This is a genomic window from Larkinella humicola (genome assembly GCF_008727875.1).
In the GTDB taxonomy this organism is placed as follows: Bacteria; Bacteroidota; Bacteroidia; order Cytophagales; family Spirosomataceae; genus Larkinella; species Larkinella humicola.
Genome location: NZ_VTWS01000008.1, coordinates 1 through 20,662 on the forward strand (window position 1 = coordinate 1; position 20,662 = coordinate 20,662).

At 53.0% G+C, this 20,662-nt stretch carries 20 protein-coding genes; 6 read left to right on the forward strand and 14 right to left on the reverse strand.

From position 1 onward, the window contains the following. Nucleotides 1-401: 401 nt before the first annotated feature. A complete protein-coding gene (locus F0P93_RS25525) occupies nucleotides 402-1,871 on the reverse strand; it encodes a serine hydrolase domain-containing protein (protein ID WP_225309642.1) in 1,470 nt (489 codons plus the stop codon). Between the two features lie 280 nt (nucleotides 1,872-2,151). On the opposite strand from F0P93_RS25525, the gene F0P93_RS25530 reads away from it, so the two are divergent. Further along, a complete protein-coding gene (locus F0P93_RS25530) occupies nucleotides 2,152-3,087 on the forward strand; it encodes a ring-cleaving dioxygenase (RefSeq protein ID WP_150880569.1) in 936 nt (311 codons plus the stop codon). On the opposite strand, the gene F0P93_RS25535 is transcribed toward F0P93_RS25530, so the two are convergent. From F0P93_RS25535 to kdpB, 7 genes are all read right to left on the reverse strand, one after another. Beyond that, nucleotides 3,082-3,762: an esterase family protein gene (locus F0P93_RS25535; protein WP_310588018.1), complete on the reverse strand. Its 681-nt coding sequence runs from the start codon at nucleotides 3,760-3,762 to the stop codon at nucleotides 3,082-3,084. The genes F0P93_RS25530 and F0P93_RS25535 overlap by 6 nt on opposite strands. Nucleotides 3,763-3,883: 121 nt before the next feature. Beyond that, nucleotides 3,884-4,477 carry an SGNH/GDSL hydrolase family protein gene (locus F0P93_RS25540; RefSeq protein WP_150880571.1) on the reverse strand — a complete coding sequence of 198 codons (594 nt, stop codon included), beginning with the start codon at nucleotides 4,475-4,477 and terminating at the stop codon, nucleotides 3,884-3,886. 60 nt (nucleotides 4,478-4,537) lie between these two features. After that, on the reverse strand, nucleotides 4,538-6,277 hold the full coding sequence (locus tag F0P93_RS25545; protein WP_150880572.1) for a sensor histidine kinase: 1,740 nt from the start codon (nucleotides 6,275-6,277) through the stop codon (nucleotides 4,538-4,540). Further along, entirely contained in the window at nucleotides 6,274-7,401 is a 1,128-nt protein-coding gene (locus F0P93_RS25550) for a sensor protein KdpD (protein WP_150880573.1), read from the reverse strand. Before F0P93_RS25550 ends, F0P93_RS25545 begins: the two co-directional genes overlap by 4 nt. Nucleotides 7,402-7,500: 99 nt before the next feature. Next, complete coding sequence (locus tag F0P93_RS25555; protein WP_150880574.1) at nucleotides 7,501-8,640, reverse strand: porin; 1,140 nt, start codon at nucleotides 8,638-8,640, stop codon at nucleotides 7,501-7,503. Nucleotides 8,641-8,696: 56 nt separating this feature from the next. Continuing rightward, nucleotides 8,697-9,260, reverse strand: coding sequence for a K(+)-transporting ATPase subunit C (locus F0P93_RS25560; RefSeq protein WP_150880575.1), 564 nt, complete (start codon nucleotides 9,258-9,260; stop codon nucleotides 8,697-8,699). Nucleotides 9,261-9,272: 12 nt separating this feature from the next. Then, nucleotides 9,273-11,336, reverse strand: coding sequence for a potassium-transporting ATPase subunit KdpB (gene kdpB, locus F0P93_RS25565; protein ID WP_150880576.1), 2,064 nt, complete (start codon nucleotides 11,334-11,336; stop codon nucleotides 9,273-9,275). Nucleotide 11,337: 1 nt separating this feature from the next. On the opposite strand from kdpB, the gene F0P93_RS25570 reads away from it, so the two are divergent. Both F0P93_RS25570 and F0P93_RS25575 read left to right on the forward strand, forming a co-directional pair. After that, nucleotides 11,338-11,685 carry a hypothetical protein gene (locus F0P93_RS25570; RefSeq protein WP_225309643.1) on the forward strand — a complete coding sequence of 116 codons (348 nt, stop codon included), beginning with the start codon at nucleotides 11,338-11,340 and terminating at the stop codon, nucleotides 11,683-11,685. A gap of 95 nt (nucleotides 11,686-11,780) precedes the next feature. After that, complete coding sequence (locus F0P93_RS25575; protein ID WP_225309660.1) at nucleotides 11,781-12,038, forward strand: toxin-antitoxin system TumE family protein; 258 nt, start codon at nucleotides 11,781-11,783, stop codon at nucleotides 12,036-12,038. On the opposite strand, the gene kdpA is transcribed toward F0P93_RS25575, so the two are convergent. The 6 genes from kdpA to F0P93_RS25605 all read right to left on the reverse strand — a co-directional run bounded on the left by kdpA (nucleotide 12,027) and on the right by F0P93_RS25605 (nucleotide 17,636). Beyond that, nucleotides 12,027-13,742, reverse strand: a complete 1,716-nt coding sequence (gene kdpA / locus F0P93_RS25580; RefSeq protein WP_150880578.1) for a potassium-transporting ATPase subunit KdpA — start codon at nucleotides 13,740-13,742, stop codon at nucleotides 12,027-12,029. The two genes, F0P93_RS25575 and kdpA, sit on opposite strands and share 12 nt — an antisense overlap. Nucleotides 13,743-13,754: 12 nt before the next feature. Beyond that, nucleotides 13,755-13,835 carry a potassium-transporting ATPase subunit F gene (locus F0P93_RS32055; protein ID WP_150880822.1) on the reverse strand — a complete coding sequence of 27 codons (81 nt, stop codon included), beginning with the start codon at nucleotides 13,833-13,835 and terminating at the stop codon, nucleotides 13,755-13,757. Nucleotides 13,836-14,273: 438 nt separating this feature from the next. Further along, nucleotides 14,274-14,615, reverse strand: a complete 342-nt coding sequence (locus F0P93_RS25590) for an L-rhamnose mutarotase (RefSeq protein WP_150880579.1) — start codon at nucleotides 14,613-14,615, stop codon at nucleotides 14,274-14,276. A 222-nt stretch (nucleotides 14,616-14,837) separates the two neighbouring features. Further along, nucleotides 14,838-15,650, reverse strand: coding sequence for a sugar phosphate isomerase/epimerase family protein (locus F0P93_RS25595; protein WP_150880580.1), 813 nt, complete (start codon nucleotides 15,648-15,650; stop codon nucleotides 14,838-14,840). Continuing rightward, nucleotides 15,650-16,687 carry a zinc-binding alcohol dehydrogenase family protein gene (locus F0P93_RS25600; RefSeq protein ID WP_150880581.1) on the reverse strand — a complete coding sequence of 346 codons (1,038 nt, stop codon included), beginning with the start codon at nucleotides 16,685-16,687 and terminating at the stop codon, nucleotides 15,650-15,652. Before F0P93_RS25600 ends, F0P93_RS25595 begins: the two co-directional genes overlap by 1 nt. Next, nucleotides 16,680-17,636 carry an aldo/keto reductase gene (locus tag F0P93_RS25605; protein ID WP_150880582.1) on the reverse strand — a complete coding sequence of 319 codons (957 nt, stop codon included), beginning with the start codon at nucleotides 17,634-17,636 and terminating at the stop codon, nucleotides 16,680-16,682. Before F0P93_RS25605 ends, F0P93_RS25600 begins: the two co-directional genes overlap by 8 nt. Nucleotides 17,637-17,882: 246 nt before the next feature. On the opposite strand from F0P93_RS25605, the gene F0P93_RS25610 reads away from it, so the two are divergent. The 3 genes from F0P93_RS25610 to F0P93_RS25620 all read left to right on the forward strand — a co-directional run bounded on the left by F0P93_RS25610 (nucleotide 17,883) and on the right by F0P93_RS25620 (nucleotide 20,654). Then, the gene (locus F0P93_RS25610) at nucleotides 17,883-18,506 is read left to right on the forward strand and encodes a TetR/AcrR family transcriptional regulator (RefSeq protein WP_138991416.1); all 624 of its coding nucleotides are present in this window, start codon (nucleotides 17,883-17,885) and stop codon (nucleotides 18,504-18,506) included. 101 nt (nucleotides 18,507-18,607) lie between these two features. Next, the gene (locus F0P93_RS25615; RefSeq protein WP_150880583.1) at nucleotides 18,608-19,231 is read left to right on the forward strand and encodes a TetR/AcrR family transcriptional regulator; all 624 of its coding nucleotides are present in this window, start codon (nucleotides 18,608-18,610) and stop codon (nucleotides 19,229-19,231) included. Nucleotides 19,232-19,334: 103 nt separating this feature from the next. Further along, complete coding sequence (locus tag F0P93_RS25620; RefSeq protein WP_150880584.1) at nucleotides 19,335-20,654, forward strand: TolC family protein; 1,320 nt, start codon at nucleotides 19,335-19,337, stop codon at nucleotides 20,652-20,654. Nucleotides 20,655-20,662: the final 8 nt, after the last annotated feature.

Here is a 20,662-nt window from a genome sequence, read left to right on the forward strand (position 1 = left end):
TTAATAGCAAATGGGTATTCTGAGCACTCCAGGCGTGCCGGAGGTACGCAATATAGGCTGAGTTGCGTACCTCCAGCACGCCTGGAGTGCTCAGAATACCCATTTGCTATTAACATAGAACCCCTCCGGGGTCAATAATCTCAAAGTTTGCGTTAATAGGACTATGAGCTGATTAAGTACCGGCGGCCCGGAAACAGCAGTCCGCTATGCGGCCAATAAGCCCATCGATCGCGTTAGTATTTCGAAAAAAGGAGCGAACGAGGGAAGGCTTTTACAAAAAAGTGGCAGCCCTCAAGGGCTGCCACTGCACCAATTGACGGTATCAATTTAATTAATTTCAACCCGCACCTGCTTTCCCATGCCGAGTTGAACACTATTATTCAACGGCTCAAGCTGATTGCTTACGGCGTTTTCAAAATCCGCTCCAGCATCTGTTTGCCCCCCTTGTTGTCGGTATTCAGTTCAATTGATTTCCGGTACATCGCAATGGCTTCATCCTTTTGCCCATTCCTGAACAGCGCTTCGCCGTAGCTGTCATACACATTCCAGCTTTCTGGAAACAGGGCGACATTGAGTTTAAAAATAGCGAGGGCTTCGTTTAGCTGCCCCCGGCCCATCATCCGATACGCCCAGTCGTTCAGGTCGGTTTCGGTCGGCTGAAAGGCGGCATTCTTCGTCTTTTCTTCCTGAAATACCGCACTGACCTGGTCAAAACCGCGTTTCCGCAACTGCATGTGGAGCGTGGTAATGGGATCGGATTTCGGGATTTCCGGGTTGTAAAAGCCGGCCAGTTCATCGATAAACTCTTCCGGAGAAGAACCGGCCAGATTGGTTAAAACGATGACGCTCAGATCGTCTTCGGGATACACAAACAAGGCCGAGCGCCCCCCACCGGTGGTAATCATGGCACTGTGCCGGGGTCGCGGTTTGGCCACCCAGCCCATCGCCCACTGCGTCGGCATCCCGTCGTTGTAGTTTCCCGGCGTCCAGAGGGTTGCGAGGGCGGTTTTGGTTTGAAAGAGCTTACCCTGTTGCAGCGCCATGACCCAATGGGCCAGATCCTCCGCCGTGCTGTTCATGCCCGAAGCCGTTCGGCGAAAGGCCGGAAAAATTTCGTACGAATTGGTGACTTTGCCCTGCGGAAAAGCCTGCCCGTCCATTCGGGTCACATAGCCGTACGACTGTGTTTTGTGGGGAATCACGTCGCGGGAATCGCCAAAACCGGTGCTGGGCATTCCCGCCACCTGAAACTGCCGCTCCCGGAAAACCTCGGCGAACGGCTTTCCCCGGAATTGATCGATGATCTTCCCCAGTAACGCGTAGTTTGTCTGGTTATACAGAAATTGCGTCCCCGTCGGGAAATCCATGGGCATCGCCTTCGTTTTCGTCCAGGCGGTTTCTTCGTCCATCACCCGGCCCATCGGCGCGGAGTCGATGACCCGGAGAATGTCTGGCAAACCGGAAACGTGCGTCAGCAGTTGCCGGATCGTGACGGCTTGCCAGCTTTCCGGAAGGTCGGTGAGGTAGCGCGACACCGGAGCCGCCAGGTCCACTTTTCCCTCTTCCACCAACTGCATGATGGCCACACCGGTGAAGGCTTTCGTGCAGGAATTGATCGAAAAAACGCTCTGGTTGGTCACCGGTGTTGCATACTGGAGATTGCTGATCCCGTACGATTTGAGCAGAACGAGCTTACCCCGCTGAACCACCGCCACCTGAAGGCCGGGAATCCGGCGTTCCTGCATTTCGCGCCGGATCAGGGTTTCCACGTTGTCGGTCTGGGCCAGTGAGGGCGTGCTGATAAACAGGCCTACATTGAGGAACATCATGACTGCCATCCGCAAAATCCAGGGATCAAATTTGTCGTTCATTGTTTTTGTTGTCTTGGGGCGTACTGTTCAGCGGTACAAAGACCAGAAATTCATCATCGCGTTGCGCGGGAAACTTCCGGTACAACCAAAGGTTATACACTGATGCGAGTTTTAATAGCAACCGATGGATTTAAAGGCAAAACGACAAAGCCCCTCCCGTTACGAGTGCCCGCCTATTCGGAGATGCCGTCGAAAAAGTGAAATAAAGGTATCAACGCAGGTGTCAGGCAAACGAGTTTTTCCTAACTTCCCGGCTCGTGCTTTTCAAGACTCTATTCACATGGAAGATCAACTCTTAGGCCTGCACCACATCACGGCCATCGCCGGAAATGCCCAGCGGAATTTCAACTTTTATACGAAAATCCTCGGACTCCGGTTTATCAAGAAAACCGTCAACTTCGACGATCCGAACACCTACCATTTCTACTTTGGCGACGAAGGGGGTTCGCCGGGGACCATCCTGACGTTCTTTCCGTGGGGAGCAACGGCACCGGGTCGCAGAGGCACGGGCATGGCGACTGAAATCGGCTATTCCGTTCCAGAAGGCAGCCTGGAATTCTGGCAAAAACGCTTCGTGGACCACAACGTACTTTATAACAAACCAACGCAGCGATTCGGCGAAACCTACCTACCGTTTCTCGACCCCGACGGCCTGAAACTCGAACTGATCGTTTCCAAAACCGCCGATGACCGCACGCCCTGGGAGACGAACGACGTTGCCGCAGCCGTTGCTACCAAAGGATTTCACAACGTGACGCTGACGCTGGAAAACATCAAGGGCACTGCCGATGTCTTAACCGATGTATTTGGTTATCAGCTCATCGATCAACACGTCAATCGCTACCGGTTTGCCACCAGTGCCGTCGAAAATGCCAATCTGGTGGATCTGGTGGAAGTGCCGGGGGAAAAACGCGGGCATGTGGCGGGGGGCACCATTCACCACGTCGCTTTTCGGGTCAAAGACGAAACCGTTGAGAAACACTTTCAGGAAAAAATTGCCGCCAAAGGCTTGCAGGTTACCGAACAGATCGACCGGAACTATTTTCATTCCATTTATTTCCGCGAACCGGGCGGTGTGCTGTTTGAAATTGCAACCGACAACCCCGGTTTTACGGTGGACGAACCGCTGAACGAATTGGGTACGCACCTCAAACTCCCCGCCCAGTATGAACCCCGCCGGGCGCAAATCGAGGGCCAGTTGCCGGTTTTGCTATAAATACACTTTCACCATTTGCTGCCAGTATTCGGCCCGGTGCGCCCGGCCTTCCCAGACATACAAATCGTGCGGAATTTGCTTTTCGCCCAACGAAAAACTTAAGGCCCGGTTGTTATCAAGGAAGGGGTCTTCCTGACCAATCGCGATCAGGAAATGCATCCGGCGCAGCAACGCCAGCGTGCCTTCGTCGTGAAGGTTGGGCAGAAAATGCGTGGGCGTATTGAAGTAAATGGTTTCGTCGTAATAGGTATCGAACAACCCGCGAAAGCACTCGACCGGCGACGACAAATCGTACCGGCCACTCAGCGCCACCACTTTTCCGAACCAGGCAGGATGTCGCAACGCAATGTTCATGGCATGATAGGCCCCAAAACTGCAGCCGAGCGCAATCATGAACGGTTGCGAATTTTTCGACCGCGTGAAGGGCAGTACTTCCTCCAGGATGTATTTTTCATATTGCAAATGCCGGTGAACGCGCTCGTGCGGGGGTATCCATTTGCTGTATAAACTCTCGGCATCGATGCTGTCAACACAAAAAAGCTGGAGATTACCGCTTTCCAGCTTGTCGGTTAGTGCGTTTACCAAACCGAAGTCTTCAAAATCGAAAAACCGTCCCCGGCGGGTTGGAAACACCAGCACTCTGGCTCCGGCATGGCCGAAGACCAACAGTTCCATGTCCCGGTTTAGTCGGTGGCTAAACCATTTGTGGTATTCGCGATGCATAACGTGCCCTCAATTCGGAAAGCAAGATGCATCCTTTTTCAGTTATCCAACAAAATTTCAGTTAAAGAATTTGTTAAAAAATCTCGGAATTCAGCAACAAAATCTGCTGCCATAACGCGTACCCTTCCCGGCTGAGGTGCAAACCGTCGTTTTCGAACAGTTCCCAGCGCGGACGCCCCCCTGCGTCGAGCATCGGGGTATAGACATCCACAAAATGATAACCGGGCATGCTTTCGATTTTTTTTCGAATCAACTCATTGGCAAACCGGATGCGGTCGATAATGTGCCAGCGGGCCGGGCTGGGCTTGATGGCCACAAAGGTAAAGGGTGTTTCCGGCATGTATTGCTCCATTTTACTGGTCAGTGCACAGAAAAACAGATACACTTCTTCCGGATGACGCCCATCGCCCAGGTCGTTGTCGCCGGCATAAAACACGACGGCCCGGGGTTGGGCGGGTACCAGCAGCCGTTCAAAAAACCAACTGCAGGCTGCCAGCGTCGAACCGCCGAATCCGACGTTCAGAACCTGTTTTTCGGGAAAATCATGGGCCAGCGTTTTCCACAGCCGGATGGACGAACTGCCGTAAAAAACCGTGCGGTTGGTGACTTCTGCGGTGGACCGAACCTTTTTTTCGAGTTGATGAACTTCGTCTTCGTACCAGAACATAGGGGCCTTTTGGAATAGATACACAAAAATACACCATTGAGACGAACGTACCTACGGACTTTATGCCACCGCGAGCTGGAAATAAAAAGCCGCGCCCGGCTCAATGTCCTCTTTCAACCCGATTTCCCCCCCCATCGTTTGAATAAACTCTTTGGAGATGGCCAGGCCCAACCCGGTTCCGCTGACCTGGCCGTTCTGGCCGGGCGCCCGGAAATACCGGTCGAATACCCGCGCCCGGTGTTCAGGACGCAAACCGGGGCCGTAATCCCGAACGACAAATTCGACCTGATTGCCAAGCTGTTGGGCCGAAATACGAACCACATTGTCTTCCGGGCTGTGCCGGATGGCATTCGACAACAGATTGACCAGCACCCAGGTTGCCTTGTCGGGATCGGCTTTGATCGCGGGCAAATCCGACAAACCGGAAACTACAAACCGAATCCGTCGCTGGCTGGCGGCAACTTCCAGCGCACTGGTGGCATACTGAACCAGATCAACCGGCTTTACGGCCTTAATGGTCAGTTGAATCTGACCCGATTCCACCTGCGCCATATTCAGCAATTCTCCCGTAATGTTCAGCAGTCGGTCGGCATCGTTCCGGACGTGATCGACCAGTTGTTTCTGTTCTTCGTTCAACGCTCCCACCCGCTGATCGTCCAGCAGCTTCAAACTCATTTTGATGGCCGAAATCGGCGTTTTCAACTCGTGGGAAACCGTTGCGATGAAATTGGTTTTGGCCAGGTCCCGTTCCTGGTAGGCGGTTATATTTTCCAGCACAATTACCCAACCGGCCGCAACGGGCTGATTTTCGCCGGTGCGCGTCAGCGTGACCACGTGCGTCTGGCGGTTAAAATAGCTTTCTTTTCCGTCGTCGAAAATTTTCAGCAAACCACCCGCACCCTGAGTCTCCATGGCCGGTTCCACCAGATGCTGGAGCAACGTCCGCAGCAAATCGTTGGTCAGGGCCGCATCCGGCGCGTATTTCCCGACCAGATCGGCTTCCTCAACGCCCAGCAACCGGCAGGCAACGGGGTTCACAAACCGGATTGTCTTTTTCTCGTCCAGCCCCACAATCCCGTTGTCCATCAATTGAATCAGCGTATCGATGCGTTTCTTTTCAAACAGCACATCGGCCAGTTTAGTGTGCTCATATTCATCGAGTTTGTGCGCCATCGAGTTAAACGCCCGCGCCAGATCACCAAATTCGTCGTTGGATTTAAAATGCAGTCGTTCTTCGAAATTTCGGCTGGCAACCTGCTGAATCCCCCGGGTCAGTTCCCGCAGCGGATTGGCAATGTAGCCGGGGAAATTGATGATAAACGAAAAGAGAATCACGAAACAGAAGGTTCCCATCACCACCAGCCAGATCAGGGCATCTTTGGCGGTTTGTTCGGCCACGTTGTTTTTGCGAAACATGGCCTGCTGGTTGATGGCACCCAGTTGAAGCAGGTTTTGCTGAATCCGGGCCGCCGTCAGGGAATCCGGGCGGTTTCCCGACCTCAGGCGGTCGAAATCCACGCGAACGGCCTCCACCAGTTCCTTTTCACCTTCTTCCGTCAGATTTGCTTCCTGCCGACGCAGCGATGTTTCGAATGTCCGGATTGAATTGGGGTCGGAATTCCGCGTCAGCAACGCCTTCTGCATGCTTCCCACAAACTGTAAGGAGGTATAATTATCCTTCAGAATGGCCCTGGCATCATCCGCAAGCTGATTCAAATAATAGATTCCCAGCCCGCCCAGCAACAGCGTAACGGCAAACAGGAAGGCCAGCGCCAGCGATAGTTTTAGTTTAATCGTCATGACAGAATGACTAAATCAATATCCGATTCCGATAACATAGTGAGCAACCGATTGAATGCATTGGTCCGCAGAATCACCTGAAGCAGGTTGAAATGCGGTTTGCCGATGCAGACCGTCGTAATCTTGCGCTTTTCGCACTCCTCGACCAGCGCATTAAAGATACTCGTGTTTTTTACCCGGATCACCTCGGCCCCCAGTTCCGTCGCCAGTTTTAAATTATTGATCAAATGCCGTTGCACATCCAGCTTGATTCGGTTGGGATCTTCGGCGGGCGTTTGCACATAAAGCACAAACCAGCGGGCCTGGTAATAAGCTGCCAGCCGGGCGGTTTTGCGGATCAGCCGCCGGGCCACCAGATGGTTACTGCTGATGGACGCCATCAGTCGCTCATGCCGGAATTGGGTCGTAACCGGCAGTGTGGTTTCCACTTTCCGTTCCACCGCCGTCACCACTTCCTTGAGCGCCAGTTCGCGGAGTTGCAGGATTTTTTCGGCCTGAAAGAAGTTTCGCAGGGCAGTTTCCACCTTGGCCGGATCGTAGATTTTCCCTTCTTTCAGGCGCATAATCAGTTCGTCGGCTGGCAAATCGATGTTGACCACCTCGTCGGCAGCCTGCAACACCCGGTCGGGAACCCGCTCGGCGACCTCGATTCCGGTGATGTCGTGCACCTCGTCATACAGACTTTCGATGTGCTGAATATTGACGGCACTGACCACGTTGATGCCCGCGTCGAGAATGTCGAGCACATCCTGCCACCGCTTTTCGTTTTTCGAACCGGGAATGTTGGTGTGCGCCAGTTCGTCCACGATGACCAGTTCCGGGTGTCCGTTCAGAATCGTTTGCAGATCCATTTCTTCGAGCTCGCGGCCTTTGTAAAACACCTTCCGTCGCGGAATCATCGGCAAGCCCGCGATCAGTGCCTGGGTTTCGGCCCGGTTGTGTGTTTCCACGTACCCGATCTTCACGTCGATTCCTCCGCGCAGCAACGCGTGCGCTTCCTGCAACATGCGGTAGGTTTTGCCCACGCCCGCACTCATCCCGATGTAAATCTTGAATTTCCCCCGTCTCGACTTCTGAATAAGCCGGAGAAAGTGTTCGGCGGATTGGTCGCGGTCGTTTTCCATTGTTTTCTGAGAGTAAAGAGTTGAGACAAGAGAAAAAAGACGCCATTAGCTCGCTATAAACGTATGTCTTTACGCTCTTGTCTGACCTCTCCCTTCTAATTAAAAACTAATTGCCAGTGAGGTTGTCAGCGCGTTGTTGGTTCGTTTGGCCGGGCCGGATGCGGTTTCGGCAAAAATCGGATCCTGACTGGTAAACCCCCGGTATTCGATCCGCCAGACGGCATTTGGCAGAATCTGGTAGTCATAATTGACGGAATAGCCCCAGGTTTGAAACCCGTTGGCGGTTCCGGTAGTGATGATCACGCCATCTTTATCGTCGTAATACTCAACCCGCCCGGCCACATAACTCCGCGAACTGGTGGCATACCGGGCAATGATCACCGGCGAATACCAGATGAAACGGCCCGATCCCGCCCGTTGCCCCTGGCGAATCAGCGGTTTTCGATCAGCTCCGATATCGAAACCGAGCGTAAGTCCGAACTTGCCGGCTGGGTTGATGCTGGCGTAGACGTTATTGAAAAACCGGGTCTGCTTCAGTGAATCCGGCCGGTCGGCGCCCAGAAATGTGCTCCAGTTCAGGGTTACTTTTGAACTCGGCTTAAACTGTACCTGCGTACTGAAAGCCGGTTTGGTAAAGCCCGGTAAGCGATTGATCCGCTGCCAGCCGTTGAGCCCCGATCCCAGCAGGGTCCATTTTCCGTTCGGCGTGTTATACGTCAGCTTGGCTCCGGCCAGGTAATACGGCGAATTTTCGGCCAACAGACTGCGTGTCAGCGTCCAGCAATCCCTGGAAACAGCACTTTCAAAACCGATGTGCGATGAAAAAACACCGGCATCAAGCCACAAATCGCGGTTTTTACTCACTTTTACTCCCGCGTTGGCTTCGTAAATAGTGCGGAGCAGCGGCTGTTCGGCGGCATAATTATACTGGGCATACGTCCCGACCTGAATGGCCAGATTGGCACGAACCCGCTCATTCGCATAAGCCGCCTTGAGGAACGCCAGGTTCACATTGACCTCCCGGTTTCGCTTGTGATTGTACAGAAAACCGGGTCGTTCCTGCGCCCTGGGTTGGTCCAGATCCTGAACGTAATACAGTTCTGCGTACCCGGAAAAAGTCAATGCTGAAACCGGTTTTGCCGTCGTATCTGCCGGTTGGATCAACTTCACGTTGGCGAATGACGGTCCACTGCAAAGGACCATCGTTAAAACTGTGGTCGTTACTAACAACTTTTTCATGGCTGACGCGACTTTTTGATGGAGCCGCCCTTTTGTTGTACTCACTTTGTTCCTGTTTACTTGAGAGCATTCAGCGCGATGTTCAACCGCAACACATTCACTTTAGCCGGGCCAAAAAGTCCCAGGAGCGGCCCTTCGGTGTGGCTATCAACCAGTTGATTCAATTTCTCGACGGCAATTCCGCGCACTTTGGCAATCCGGGCCACCTGAATTTTGGCTCCTTCGGGTGACAGATCCGGATCGAGACCGGAGCCGGAAGCCGTCACCAATTCGGCGGGAATATCCGCTTTCTGAACGCCGGGGTTGTGAACCAGAAACGTATCGATCCGCGCCTGAACGGTTTTCAGGTAATCCGGGTTGCTCGGGCCTTTGTTGGAACCCGCCGACCCGGCCGCGTTGTAGTCCACTGCCGACGGGCGGCTGTTGAAATACCGGTCTTCCGTAAACGACTGACCAATCCGGGAATATCCGACCACTTTTCCGTTGACGACAACGGTTTCACCCTGGCCACCGCCGGGTGTTAAGCGGGAAATACCGGCTACTAACAGAGGATAAATGACCGCTAACAAAACCAGCATAACGAGGGTCAGTCGAAGGGCCGGGACGAGATGAGTTTTCATTTTTGTGTTTGATTAGACGAATAAACCGACGACTAAATCCAAAGCTTTGATGCCGATAAACGGCGCGACAAGTCCGCCAAAACCGTAGATGAACAGATTCCGGCGGAGCAGCGCACTGGCCCCAATCGGTTTGTATTCGACGCCCCGCAGCGCGAGCGGAATCAGCATCGGAATGATGATGGCGTTGAAAATAACCGCCGACAGAATGGCCGACTCCGCGCTGTGCAACCGCATGATGTTCAGGCTTTGCAGGGCCGGTATCGAAACCGTAAACAAGGCCGGAACGATGGCGAAATACTTGGCGACGTCGTTGGCAATCGAAAAGGTTGTCAGCGTTCCGCGGGTGATCAGGAGCTGTTTGCCAATCTCCACAACCTCGATCAGCTTCGTCGGGTCGTTGTCCAGATCGACCATGTTCCCGGCTTCTTTGGCGGCTTGGGTTCCGCTGTTCATGGCCACGCCTACATCGGCCTGGGCCAGGGCCGGAGCGTCGTTGGTGCCGTCACCCATCATGGCCACCAGCTTACCGCCGGTTTGCTCATTGCGGATGTAGTTCATTTTATCTTCCGGTTTGGCCTCGGCGATGTAATCATCGACCCCGGCTTTTTCGGCGATAAACTTGGCCGTCAATGGGTTATCACCCGTCACCATGACGGTTTTGACCCCCATTTTCCGCAACCGGTCGAAGCGTTCGGCAATACCGGGTTTGATGATATCCTGCAACTCGATGACGCCCATGACGCTATCGTTTTGGGAGACCACCAGGGGTGTTCCGCCGTTTGCGGCAATCTTTTTGGCCTGTTCTTCAGTTTCTTCCGGGAACGCATGACCCGCGCGTTTGACCATCGTCCGAATGGAATCCGTCGCGCCTTTGCGAATCCGAACCAGGCCGTTGCTGCGGTCGGGCAGGTCGATTCCCGACGAACGGGTTTCGGCGGTAAACTTGATTAGCGTTGCGCCGGTCGTACTCAGATTTCGTGTGACATCGGTTCCGGCCAGTTCCACAATCGACTTGCCTTCCGGCGTTTCATCGGCCAGCGAACTCAGCGCGCTGGACCGGATCATATCGGTTTTGGAGACGCCCGGCGCGGGGTAAAAGTGGGTGGCTTTCCGGTTTCCAATGGTGATCGTTCCGGTTTTATCCAGCAGCAGCGTATCGATGTCGCCCGCCGTTTCGACGGCCCGGCCCGACTTGGCAATCACGTTAGCCCGCAGCGCCCGGTCCATCCCGGCAATGCCGATGGCCGACAGCAAACCGCCGATCGTTGTCGGAATCAGACAGACAAACAGCGAAATCAGAGCCGCAATCGTGATGGGTGTGTTGGCGTAGTCGGCAAACGGTTTCAGGGCCACGCAGACGATGATGAAAATCAGCGTAAAACCGGCCAGCAGAATCGTCAGCGCAATTTCATTCGGCGTTTTCTGGCGACTGGCTCCTTCCACCAATGCAATCATTTTGTCCAGAAACGATTCGCCGGGTTGGGTGGTCACCTGCACTTTAATCCGGTCCGACAGCACTTTGGTACCGCCCGTGACGGAGGATTTATCGCCCCCCGCTTCACGAATCACCGGCGCCGATTCGCCCGTGATGGCCGACTCGTCGATGGTAGCCAGGCCTTCGATGATCTCGCCGTCGGAGGGAATAATATCGCCGGTTTCGCAGACGAACACATCCCCTCTCACGAGTTGTGACGACGGAATGGTCTGGACTTCATTGACCTGCTTATTCCCCACGGCCCGGATCACTTTGGCGGGGGTTTCCTGCCGGGTTTTCCGCAGCGATTCGGCCTGCGCTTTCCCCCGCGCTTCAGCAATGGCTTCGGCGAAGTTGGCGAACAGGACGGTGATCAGCAGAATCAGGGTGATAACCAGATTGTAACCCAGTGTCCCCTGCGACGTATCGCCCGACAAGGCAATGTATGCCGTGACCAGCACCATGATCAGCGTGCCGATTTCGACCGTAAACATGACCGGGTTCTTGATCAGAACCGCCGGATTTAACTTGATAAACGACTCCCGAATGGCTTTTCCAACGAGCTCGCGCTGGAAGAGGGAGGATTGTTTTGGCTGTGCCATAATGTTATCTTTGAAAAAAATGTCTTGTGTTATGGTTGCATCGTCGAATCAGTCTGTTCTGGAAAAAGTCGTTCATGCTTTTGGTTATCGGAGCACGGAAGACTTTGTTCGTATTGAAATCCGAAATTTGCTGCAACAAAAAATCGCCTATTACCAAAGCCGGATCGACGTTTATGAACAGAAGTACGGAATGAACTTCAGTGAATTCCGCCGTCGCGTTGTTGATCAATCGGATCCGGTTTTATCCAAATTCGGTATCATTGAGAAAGAGGATGATGACAATGATTGGGATGATTCTATTGACTTTGTTACTGATTATACCGACTATCTCCAGCAGATTCATCCATGATTGAAGTCATTGAACGGTTCCAATCCATTATTATTAATTATCAGCATACTGTAGAGAATAGCCCTGGAACCAAATCTGTCGAACGATGATGTCAGATTGTTTTCGTCGATAATTCCCGTCTTGTCGCTTACGAATCGCGCAAGGAGGACAAATTTAAATACGGTTATCAGTGGATGACTGTCGACAATCAGACCATTATTCGTTGGGACAACACTCCTCATTTTCCGGAATTTGAAACCCATCCTTTTCATCGCCATCTAGGTTCCGATGAAGCTCCCGAAGCTTTTCCAGCCATTGCATTTGCCGATGTTTTGCAATTCATCATGGCCAGCATCGATGCATCACCGCAGTGAAAAATATTCCGCCAGCGGCCCCAGCGCCAAGGCCGGGAAGAACGACAGTGCGGTGATGATGAAAATAACCGCGAAAATCATCAGACCAAACGTAGCCGTATCGACCGGCAAGGTTCCCGACGATTCGGGGACGTACTTCTTCTTCGCCAGCAAACCGGCAATCGCGACGGGACCGATGATCGGTAAAAACCGCCCCAGCAACAGCACAATTCCCGTTGAATAATTCCAGAAAAAGTTGTTGTCGCCCAGCCCTTCGAAGCCCGAACCGTTGTTGGCATTGGCCGACGTGAATTCGTAGAGAATCTCCGAAAAACCGTGAAAGCCAGGGTTGTTGAGCCAGGCCGAGGGCTGAACGGCCCATTCAGCCGCGCCATACTTCATAAAAATCCAGGCTCCCAATGCTGTTCCGCCTTTCACCAGCAGCGCGCTCATCAGGGCCACGATGGAGGCAATCTTGATCTCCCGCGCTTCGACCTTCCGGCCAAACAATTCGGGCGTCCGGCCCACCATTAGTCCCGACACGAAAACGGCAATGATCAGGAAGTAGTAGAAGTTGAGCAAACCCGCTCCCACCCCGCCATAAAACGCGTTCACCATCATGCCCAGCAGTTGCATCGCCCCCGAAAGCGCCATCGAACTGTCGTGCATCGAATTGACTGAACCGGTGGAAATGATCGTGGTCACGATGCTCCAGTAGCCTGACGCCAGCGCGCCAAACCGGACGTCCTTGCCTTCCATCGCGCCCGTCAGTTGCGAGATGCCCATCCGGGCAATGGCCGGGTTGCCGCCCAGTTCCGAACTGATCGTGGGAATCAGCAGACCGAGCATCCCGATCGTCATGACGCTGTAGACGACCCAGGCAAATTTCCGGCGGTTGATGTAGAACCCCATTGCAAAAATCATCGCAATCGGAATCAGCACCTGCGCGATCATTTCGACCATATTGGTCAGGTAGTTGGGGTTTTCCAGTGGGTGCGCCGAGTTGGCGCCGAAATAACCACCCCCGTTGGTTCCCAGGTGTTTGATGGCAATAAAACCGGCGGCCGGCCCCCGCGAAACATTTACGGTATCGCCCTGCAAGGTAACGATGGTGTCTTTTCCGTCGAACGAAGCCGGGGTGCCGTTGAACGCCAGAATCAGGGCGACAACCAGCGATCCCGGCAACAATAACCGGGTGATGGCTTTCGTAAAGAGGACGTAAAAGTTGCCGACGGTTTCGACGCTTTGGGGCATGAACGAACGAAACAGCAGAACCGCTGCGGCTATTCCGGTGGCCGCCGAAACAAACATCAGGAACATCATCACACCCAACTGCGTCAGATACGTCGCGCCCGACTCCCCCGAATAGTGTTGCAAGTCGCAGTTCACCAGGAAACTAATGGCGGTGTTAAAGGCCAGATCCGGAGTTTGCGAGGGGTTGCCGTCGGGATTGAGTGGCAGACTGCCCTGGTTCAGCAGCAACACAAAAGCGTACACCAGCCAGACGGCGTTGATGGTCAGCAGGGCCACCAGATTTTCCTTCCAGTTCATGTCCCGATGGGGGTTGATGCCACCCAACCGGTAAATCAAACGCTCCAGCGGAGCCATAAAATCGAACGCATTGGGTTCGCCTTTAAATACGTTAGCAAGATACTTGCCGAGCGGAATGGCCAGCAGGACCGTCAGTCCGTACATGACCACTACACCGATCCATTCTGTTGACATGGTTGTATGGGGTTAAAATTTTTCCGGTTTCATCAGCACGTACAGCATGTACGCGAAAACCAGCAGAGCGACGATAAAAACAAGCGTGATCATGGGGTACGATTAGATTTTTTCAAACCATTCGATGGTTTTGTAAAAAATAACAAAGCTCAGGAGTGCGGTACCGACGAGCAAAAGAAGCGTGGCCATGCGTTGATTAGTTAGTGTTGCTAATCTGTTGGCAAAAAGGTATCCGTGTGGCTTATACTAGAGCCATCATGATATAAAAACCTGTATAACAGACACTTATCCTCTACAAATATTTTACAGCGTAGAAGAGAGCAAATAAAACCCTACCAAAATGGTGTGATTATTTTTCAGAATGGGAAGGAATGCAATGCGATGGTTCGGGGAAAACCGGGATTCGATGAAGCAGAATTTGATGACAGAAGTCAAATGAAGTAGGCATCCTTAATTACAGGATATCATTCAGGCAAATTTTTCACCTTTCGAAAAATTTGCCTGAATAAAAGGACGCGGTAAACGGTTTAATTATTTCTCAAACTGAAAAATCTGATCCATTAAAATCCACTTCTGGCCTTCCTGGGCCCAGGGCAGCGGCTCCTGAAATTTCCACATCAGCTCCTCCCACCGTTGAACGTGCGGGTTGACCGCATCCAGCGCGGCTTTCTTTTCGAAGGTAAAATCGTCATCGGTTTCCAGAATCATGACCATGCGGTTTCCGGTGCGGTAAATTTGCAGGTCCAGAATGCCGGATGCGAGGTCATTCGCCCGAACTTCCGCCCAGCCGCTGCCTTTGGCGTGCCACTGTTCGTATTCGGCGATCAATTCGGGGTCATCTTTCAGGTCGAGGGCGAGGCAGAATCGTTGCATGGTTTTTAGATTGGGCTGTCCTGGATGCTGGATCGGGCAACCCCGGATTTCATCCGGGGTTATCCACAGATCAGCCCTTTGGGCTTTGTTTATACCGTTATCGATAGAATTCGTTCAAAAATACTCATTCTTCCGCCTACAAGCCCGAAGGGCTGATCTGTGGATAACCCCGGATGTAATCCGGGGCTCAGCGGATGGTACCCGGGGCTCCCCAGCGATCCACTAGCCGAAATACTGCTTAAACGCTGCAATCGTTTGCTTGGCGGCTTCATCGGGATCAGGCCACGGAAACGCTTCAGCGGAAATATACCCCTGATAATCCATTTCTTTTAGAGCCGCTGCGACATCGGTCAGGGCCGTATGGCCACATCCGATCGGCCGGCGGTTGCTGTCGGCAAAATGGACGTGGCCGGTGTACGAACCAGCCGACCGGATGCTATCGGCCAGCGACACTTCTTCGATGTTCATGTGGAAGAGATCAGCCAGCAGCACCACGTGCCGGGCTTCCAGGGATTTCAGGAAGGTAACGCCGTCTTCCAGCCGGTTGATCAGGTTGGTTTCGTAGCGGTTCAGCGGTTCGTAAATCAAGTTGACGCCTTGCTCCTCCGCCCGTTTTCCCAGGATGTTCACCCCTTCGGCCAGCCAGTCCAGTGCCTGTTCTTTTTCAACACCCGGAACCGCGTTGCCCTGCATCGATCCGATAATGGCCGGGGCGCCAAAGCGGGCACCAAAGGTTATCATGTCCGAAATAAACGCGACGGCCCGGGATCGAACCGCCGGATCGGGGTCGGTCAATGTCAGGCCGTGCAGCACTTTCCCGGCTCCGGTGCCGACGGCGGCAATGTCCAGCCCAAACTGATTGCTCAGGGCCATCAGCCGGTCGATGCTGACGGCATCCGCCGAAGGTGTGAACAGTTCGACGGCATCAAATCCCAGATCTGCGGCTTTGGCCATGCTGGTCGATAAATCGTGCCAGTAAATCCAGGGGCCGGTTTGGATCGACGGAACCAGGGCAATGGTGACGCAGGATTTCATCAATTCACACTGTTATCAAAATCAACCATAATTTTCGTAATTGGACCCGGATTTTCCGACCAGTCGGCCAGGGCAGCACCGGCTTCGTCCAGCGACACCACCCGGCTGATGACGGCATCGACCGGAAATTTACCCGCTTCCAGGTATTCGATCACATCCGGAAAATCGCCAAGGCAATTGCGCGAACCCAGAATCTCAATTTCTTTGCGAACAAACGTTCCGGTGTTGTAATCGACCGGTTTTTTGGCGTAGCCGATGTACACGACTCGCCCGGTGTAGGCCACTTCGTCCACGGCCGCACGATACGTCATCGCATTGCCCACGGCCTCGATGATCACGTCGGGCCCATCGCCGTCCGTGATTTCCAGCAACGCTTCGTGCAAATCGACCTTCGTGGTGTTGATCGCGTGGGCCGCACCGGCCAGTTTTGCAATCTGCATTTTGGAATCGTCGATGTCGATGGCAATCACTTCGGCGCCCCGATGCACGGAAGACGCAATGGCGCCCATTCCGACGATGCCGCAACCGATCACGGCGACTTTCTCACCCGCCGAAACCCGCCCCCGCGCGGCCGCATGAAAACCGACCGTCAGCGGCTCCACCAACGCCAGTTCCCTGACCGACAAGCTCGAAGACGAATGCAGCTTCTGATAGGGCATGCTGATAAAGCGGGTCATGGCCCCCGGACGACGGACGCCCATCGTCTTGTTATCCTGGCAGGCATTCGGCCGGCCTTTCCGGCACGAAACGCAGTGCCCACAATTCAGATACGGATTGAGCGTCACGTTCATGCCCGGTTTGAATGCGTCGGGAACCTGGTTGCCGGTTTCCAGAATGGTGGCCCCCACTTCATGGCCCAGGACATTCGGGTATTCCTGCAATTCAAACAACCCGCGAAAACCGTTCAGGTCTCCCCCGCAAAAACCGACCATATTGACCTGTAAAAGAACGTCTTCCGGTCCAAAATCCGGTATTTCAATGGTCCGAACTTCGGTTTTTCCGGGTTCCACCAGCACCAGGGCGCGTTGATTAGTCATGTTGAAAAATGGGTTTCGGAAGGTTGTTTTCCGGTTTTCCTTCAAACCAGAGCTGGTTTTTAACCGGGGCCACCAGCGTTTCGATCTTGTGAAGGAGTTCATCGGGAATCGTCAACCCGAGTGCCCGGATGTTCTGTTCCAGTTGTCGCTGCTCCGACATGCCGACGATGGTCGTGGCAATCACCGGATGGCTGACCGCGTATTTCAGGGCTACATCGCTCAGCGCCAGCCCGTATTCCCGGCAAAGGGCCAGGAGTTTCGGCTGCAAATCTTTCACGGCTTGCGGAGAACTTTGCCAGGCTGGAATCGGTGCATCCGACAGAATCCGCTGCATGAGCGGGGCCGCGTTCAGCAAACCAAACCCCTTTTCCTGCGAAAGCGGCACCAGTTCGTCGTTGATTTCGTCGGCGAGCAGCGTATAATGGCCCCACGACAAGACGGTATCGACCTCGACCTCGCGGGCGACTTTGGCCAGATACCGAACCGGCAAACCCGAAAAACCGATGTAGCGGGCTTTGCCGCTTTCCTTTATTTTCTGAACCGCCGGAAACGCTTCCCGGATCACCTGCTCGTGGTCGCCAAACTCAATGTCATGAACCGTCAGCAAATCGACGTAATCCGTTTGCAGCCGTTCCAGCGATTCGTCGATGCTGCGCAGAATGCGGGCATACGAAAAATCGAACACGCCATTTCCATAGCGACCGCATTTTGTGGCCAGAAAAACCGAATTCCGTTTCGTTTTCAGGGCTTTCCCCAGCCGGGTTTCGGCCAGGGTGTCGCCGTAGAACGGGGCAACATCGAAAAAATTAATGCCGCAGTCAATGGCCGCGTGAACGGCCCGAAATCCTTCCTCCTCGTTTGTTTCATCAAAAACATTGCCCAACGGCGACGCCCCAAAACTCAGAAGCGAGACGGGTAGATCAGTTTTACCCAGTTTGCGATATTCCATAGTTGCTTTTACGAACCGCTCTGCCGAAAATTGGCACTTGTGCTTAAAACCGTCCAAAACGATCCGAATTCAGCTTCTGTAAGGCTTGATGGCCCTGTTTCTACTTTTACAGCACCCGAAATAGCTTCTCATCAGTCCGTTTTCATACAACCACTCCATTTTTAATCAATTGATTAAACTTTTTGATTAACACATTTGTTTGTTAGTTTTACAGAGTCTACTTTTGAACCACTAATCAACAGGACAATGAAGTGCATCTCAGAATCAACCGAAGAACGCATCAAGGAAGCGGCCAAAACAGTCTTTCTTGAAAAGGGCTTTGATGGTACGACGACGCGGGATATTGCCAAAGCGGCTGGGATCAACAGCGCGTTGATGAACTATTATTTCCGCAGCAAGGAAAAGTTGTTTCAGTCCATTTTTAACGACATGTGCACGCTGATGTTCGAGGGCATGCTCGATCTGGTCAATCGGCCCATCAGTCTACGGGATAAAATATCGAAACTAATGGATCACCAGTTTCAGATGATGATGCAGAATCCGAATCTGACCATCTTCATCATGAATGAACTGCACCGGAATCCGGAACGGCTGTATGCCACCGTCGGCATGGCCAAAAAGCTACCGGAGTCGATTTTTCACCAGCAGATTGAAGATGCCATTGCACAGGGGATCATTACCCCGATCGATTCGCACCACATCATGACCATGATCATTGCCAACATCCAGTTTTTATTTGTGTCCAAACCGATGACGATGCTGGCGCAAGGATTGGACGAGGCCGGTTTTAATGCCTTCGCCACCCGCCACATGGAATACGTCAAGGACATGATCTGTGAGTATCTTTTCAAACCCGAACTGAGTTCGTAATTTTTTTTCAGCGATTTAATCAGATGATTAAATTTTTTGATTAAAATGTTTGCTTATCCTGTTTCGGGACTTTACCTTTGACCCGTCATTCTACCAATACCATGAAATGTCTCACTGACACAACCGAAGAACGCATCAAGGAAGCAGCCAAAACGGTGTTTCTTGAAAAGGGCTTTGATGGTACGACGACGCGGGATATTGCCAGTGCAGCCGGCATCAACAGTGCGCTGATGAATTATTATTTCCGCAGCAAAGAGAAGCTGTTCCAGTCGATTTTCAATGACGTGTGCACGCTGCTGTTCAAGGGCATGCTCGAACTGATCAACCAGCCCATCAGTCTGCGCGATAAAATATCGAAACTGATGGATCACCAGTTTCAGATGATGATGCAAAATCCGAACCTGACCATCTTCATCATGAATGAGCTGCGCCTGAATCCGGAACGGCTGTATGGAACGATCGGGATGGCCAAACAGGTTCCGGAATCGATTTTCCACCAGCAAATTGAAGATGCCATTGCGCAGGGAATCATCACCCCGATCGATTCGCATCACATTCTGACCATGATCATTGCCAACATCCAGTTTCTGTTTGTGTCCAAACCGATGACGATGCTGGCCCAGGGACTGGACGAGGCCGGTTTTAATGCCTTCGCCACCCGCCACATGGAATACGTCAAAGACATGATTTGCGAGTATCTTTTTAAGCCTGAACCCGTTACCTGATATTTTTTTGCACCTCATTTAATCAATTGATTAAATCAAACAATTTAATCATCCGAAAATCCAGTTTTTAGTCCACTCATCCGCTTTACTTACACTTTTTGACATGAAACGCACACCATGGTATCTCGGCCTGATACTCGCCCTCACCAGCACACTCACTCAGGCTCAGGACCTTACACTCCAACAACTGATCGACAAGGCCCTCACCAGCAACCTCAGCGTGCAGTCGGCCCAGTTTGACGAAACCAAAACGGAAGCCCGCATTGCCGAAGTAAAAGCCGGGGCAAGACCCTCCGTCAACCTAACCGGTGACTACAAGCGGTATCTGAAAATCCCGGGACAGGTCGTTCCCGCATCGGCCTTCGGTGGCCCCGAGGGTTCGTACCAAACCCTGGCCTTCGGTCTTCCGTACAATCTTTCCACTTCGGTGCAGGCTTCCCAGGCGTTGTATAACCCGTCGGTCATGATTGGCTTGAAAGCCGCCAAAACCAGCCGCGAAGTGTCGGCACTACAAACCCGGCAGGTGAAAGAAGACGTCGCGTATAACGTGGCCGCCACCTATTACAACCTGCAAACGACGGCCCAGCAAATGGCTTTTCTGCGCCGGAACATCGTTTCGTCCGACAAGATGATCCAGATCACGGATCTCCAGCGGCAGAATCAACTGGCGAAAGGTGTGGATGTCGACCGGCTGCGATTGAGCAAAACCGCATCGGAAACGCAGATCGAATCGTTGCAGGCGACCTACAACCAACTGCTGAACCTGCTGAAATACCTGACCGGAACCCCACAAAACGAGCCGCTGGCGGTGCTGACCCAGATCGATGAAACAACGCCGACGGTGGCTTTCGAAGCCCCCGCCATCAACCGCACGGATCTGCTGCTCCTCGACCGTCAGAAAGCCCTCAACGCCCTGGATCTCCAAAACATCAAAGCCGGTTTTTTACCCACGGTTTCGGCCTATGGCGTTGCCAACAGTACGGTGTATGCCATCGGCGGAGATAATTCCTACCTCAAAAATGTGCCGGGGTATTGGGTGGGTCTGCAACTGAACTGGAACGTGTTCGACGGGTTGGCCCGCAAATCCAGAGTGATCCAGAAAAAACTCGACAACCAGAAACTCGAAACCCAACTCCAGCAAACCCGCGAGTCGATTACGATGGACGTGACCAACGCCCAAAACAAACTGCTGGTGGAACAACGGAATCTCACCACCAACCGCGCTCAGGTAACGCTCGCCGAAAAAATCTACACCCAAACGCAACTTCAATTTAAGGAGGGCACGGTCGGCATCAGCGAAGTCATCCAGACGGAAGACGAGCTACGCAACGCCCAGAACACCTACCTCAGCACCCTGGTCGCCTTTCGGTCGGCCGAACTCGACTGGAAAAAAGCAACCGGAAACCTCATTGTCAATCCATAACACACACA

What these genes read in the sequence shown, in the direction of transcription:
- F0P93_RS25600 (WP_150880581.1), bottom strand. Translation starts at nt 16,687, where the DNA reads ATGACTAATCAACGCGCCCTGGTGCTGGTGGAACCCGGAAAAACCGAA.
- F0P93_RS25620 (WP_150880584.1), top strand. Translation starts at nt 19,335, where the DNA reads ATGAAACGCACACCATGGTATCTCGGCCTGATACTCGCCCTCACCAGC.
- F0P93_RS25560 (WP_150880575.1), bottom strand. Translation starts at nt 9,260, where the DNA reads ATGAAAACTCATCTCGTCCCGGCCCTTCGACTGACCCTCGTTATGCTG.
- F0P93_RS25570 (WP_225309643.1), top strand. Translation starts at nt 11,338, where the DNA reads ATGTTATCTTTGAAAAAAATGTCTTGTGTTATGGTTGCATCGTCGAAT.
- F0P93_RS25550 (WP_150880573.1), bottom strand. Translation starts at nt 7,401, where the DNA reads ATGGAAAACGACCGCGACCAATCCGCCGAACACTTTCTCCGGCTTATT.
- F0P93_RS25595 (WP_150880580.1), bottom strand. Translation starts at nt 15,650, where the DNA reads ATGAAATCCTGCGTCACCATTGCCCTGGTTCCGTCGATCCAAACCGGC.
- F0P93_RS25545 (WP_150880572.1), bottom strand. Translation starts at nt 6,277, where the DNA reads ATGACGATTAAACTAAAACTATCGCTGGCGCTGGCCTTCCTGTTTGCC.
- F0P93_RS25610 (WP_138991416.1), top strand. Translation starts at nt 17,883, where the DNA reads ATGAAGTGCATCTCAGAATCAACCGAAGAACGCATCAAGGAAGCGGCC.
- F0P93_RS25590 (WP_150880579.1), bottom strand. Translation starts at nt 14,615, where the DNA reads ATGCAACGATTCTGCCTCGCCCTCGACCTGAAAGATGACCCCGAATTG.
- F0P93_RS25535 (WP_310588018.1), bottom strand. Translation starts at nt 3,762, where the DNA reads ATGGAACTGTTGGTCTTCGGCCATGCCGGAGCCAGAGTGCTGGTGTTT.
- kdpB (WP_150880576.1), bottom strand. Translation starts at nt 11,336, where the DNA reads ATGGCACAGCCAAAACAATCCTCCCTCTTCCAGCGCGAGCTCGTTGGA.
- F0P93_RS25605 (WP_150880582.1), bottom strand. Translation starts at nt 17,636, where the DNA reads ATGGAATATCGCAAACTGGGTAAAACTGATCTACCCGTCTCGCTTCTG.
- F0P93_RS25540 (WP_150880571.1), bottom strand. Translation starts at nt 4,477, where the DNA reads ATGTTCTGGTACGAAGACGAAGTTCATCAACTCGAAAAAAAGGTTCGG.
- kdpA (WP_150880578.1), bottom strand. Translation starts at nt 13,742, where the DNA reads ATGTCAACAGAATGGATCGGTGTAGTGGTCATGTACGGACTGACGGTC.
- F0P93_RS25615 (WP_150880583.1), top strand. Translation starts at nt 18,608, where the DNA reads ATGAAATGTCTCACTGACACAACCGAAGAACGCATCAAGGAAGCAGCC.
- F0P93_RS32055 (WP_150880822.1), bottom strand. Translation starts at nt 13,835, where the DNA reads ATGATCACGCTTGTTTTTATCGTCGCTCTGCTGGTTTTCGCGTACATG.
- F0P93_RS25530 (WP_150880569.1), top strand. Translation starts at nt 2,152, where the DNA reads ATGGAAGATCAACTCTTAGGCCTGCACCACATCACGGCCATCGCCGGA.
- F0P93_RS25525 (WP_225309642.1), bottom strand. Translation starts at nt 1,871, where the DNA reads ATGAACGACAAATTTGATCCCTGGATTTTGCGGATGGCAGTCATGATG.
- F0P93_RS25555 (WP_150880574.1), bottom strand. Translation starts at nt 8,640, where the DNA reads ATGAAAAAGTTGTTAGTAACGACCACAGTTTTAACGATGGTCCTTTGC.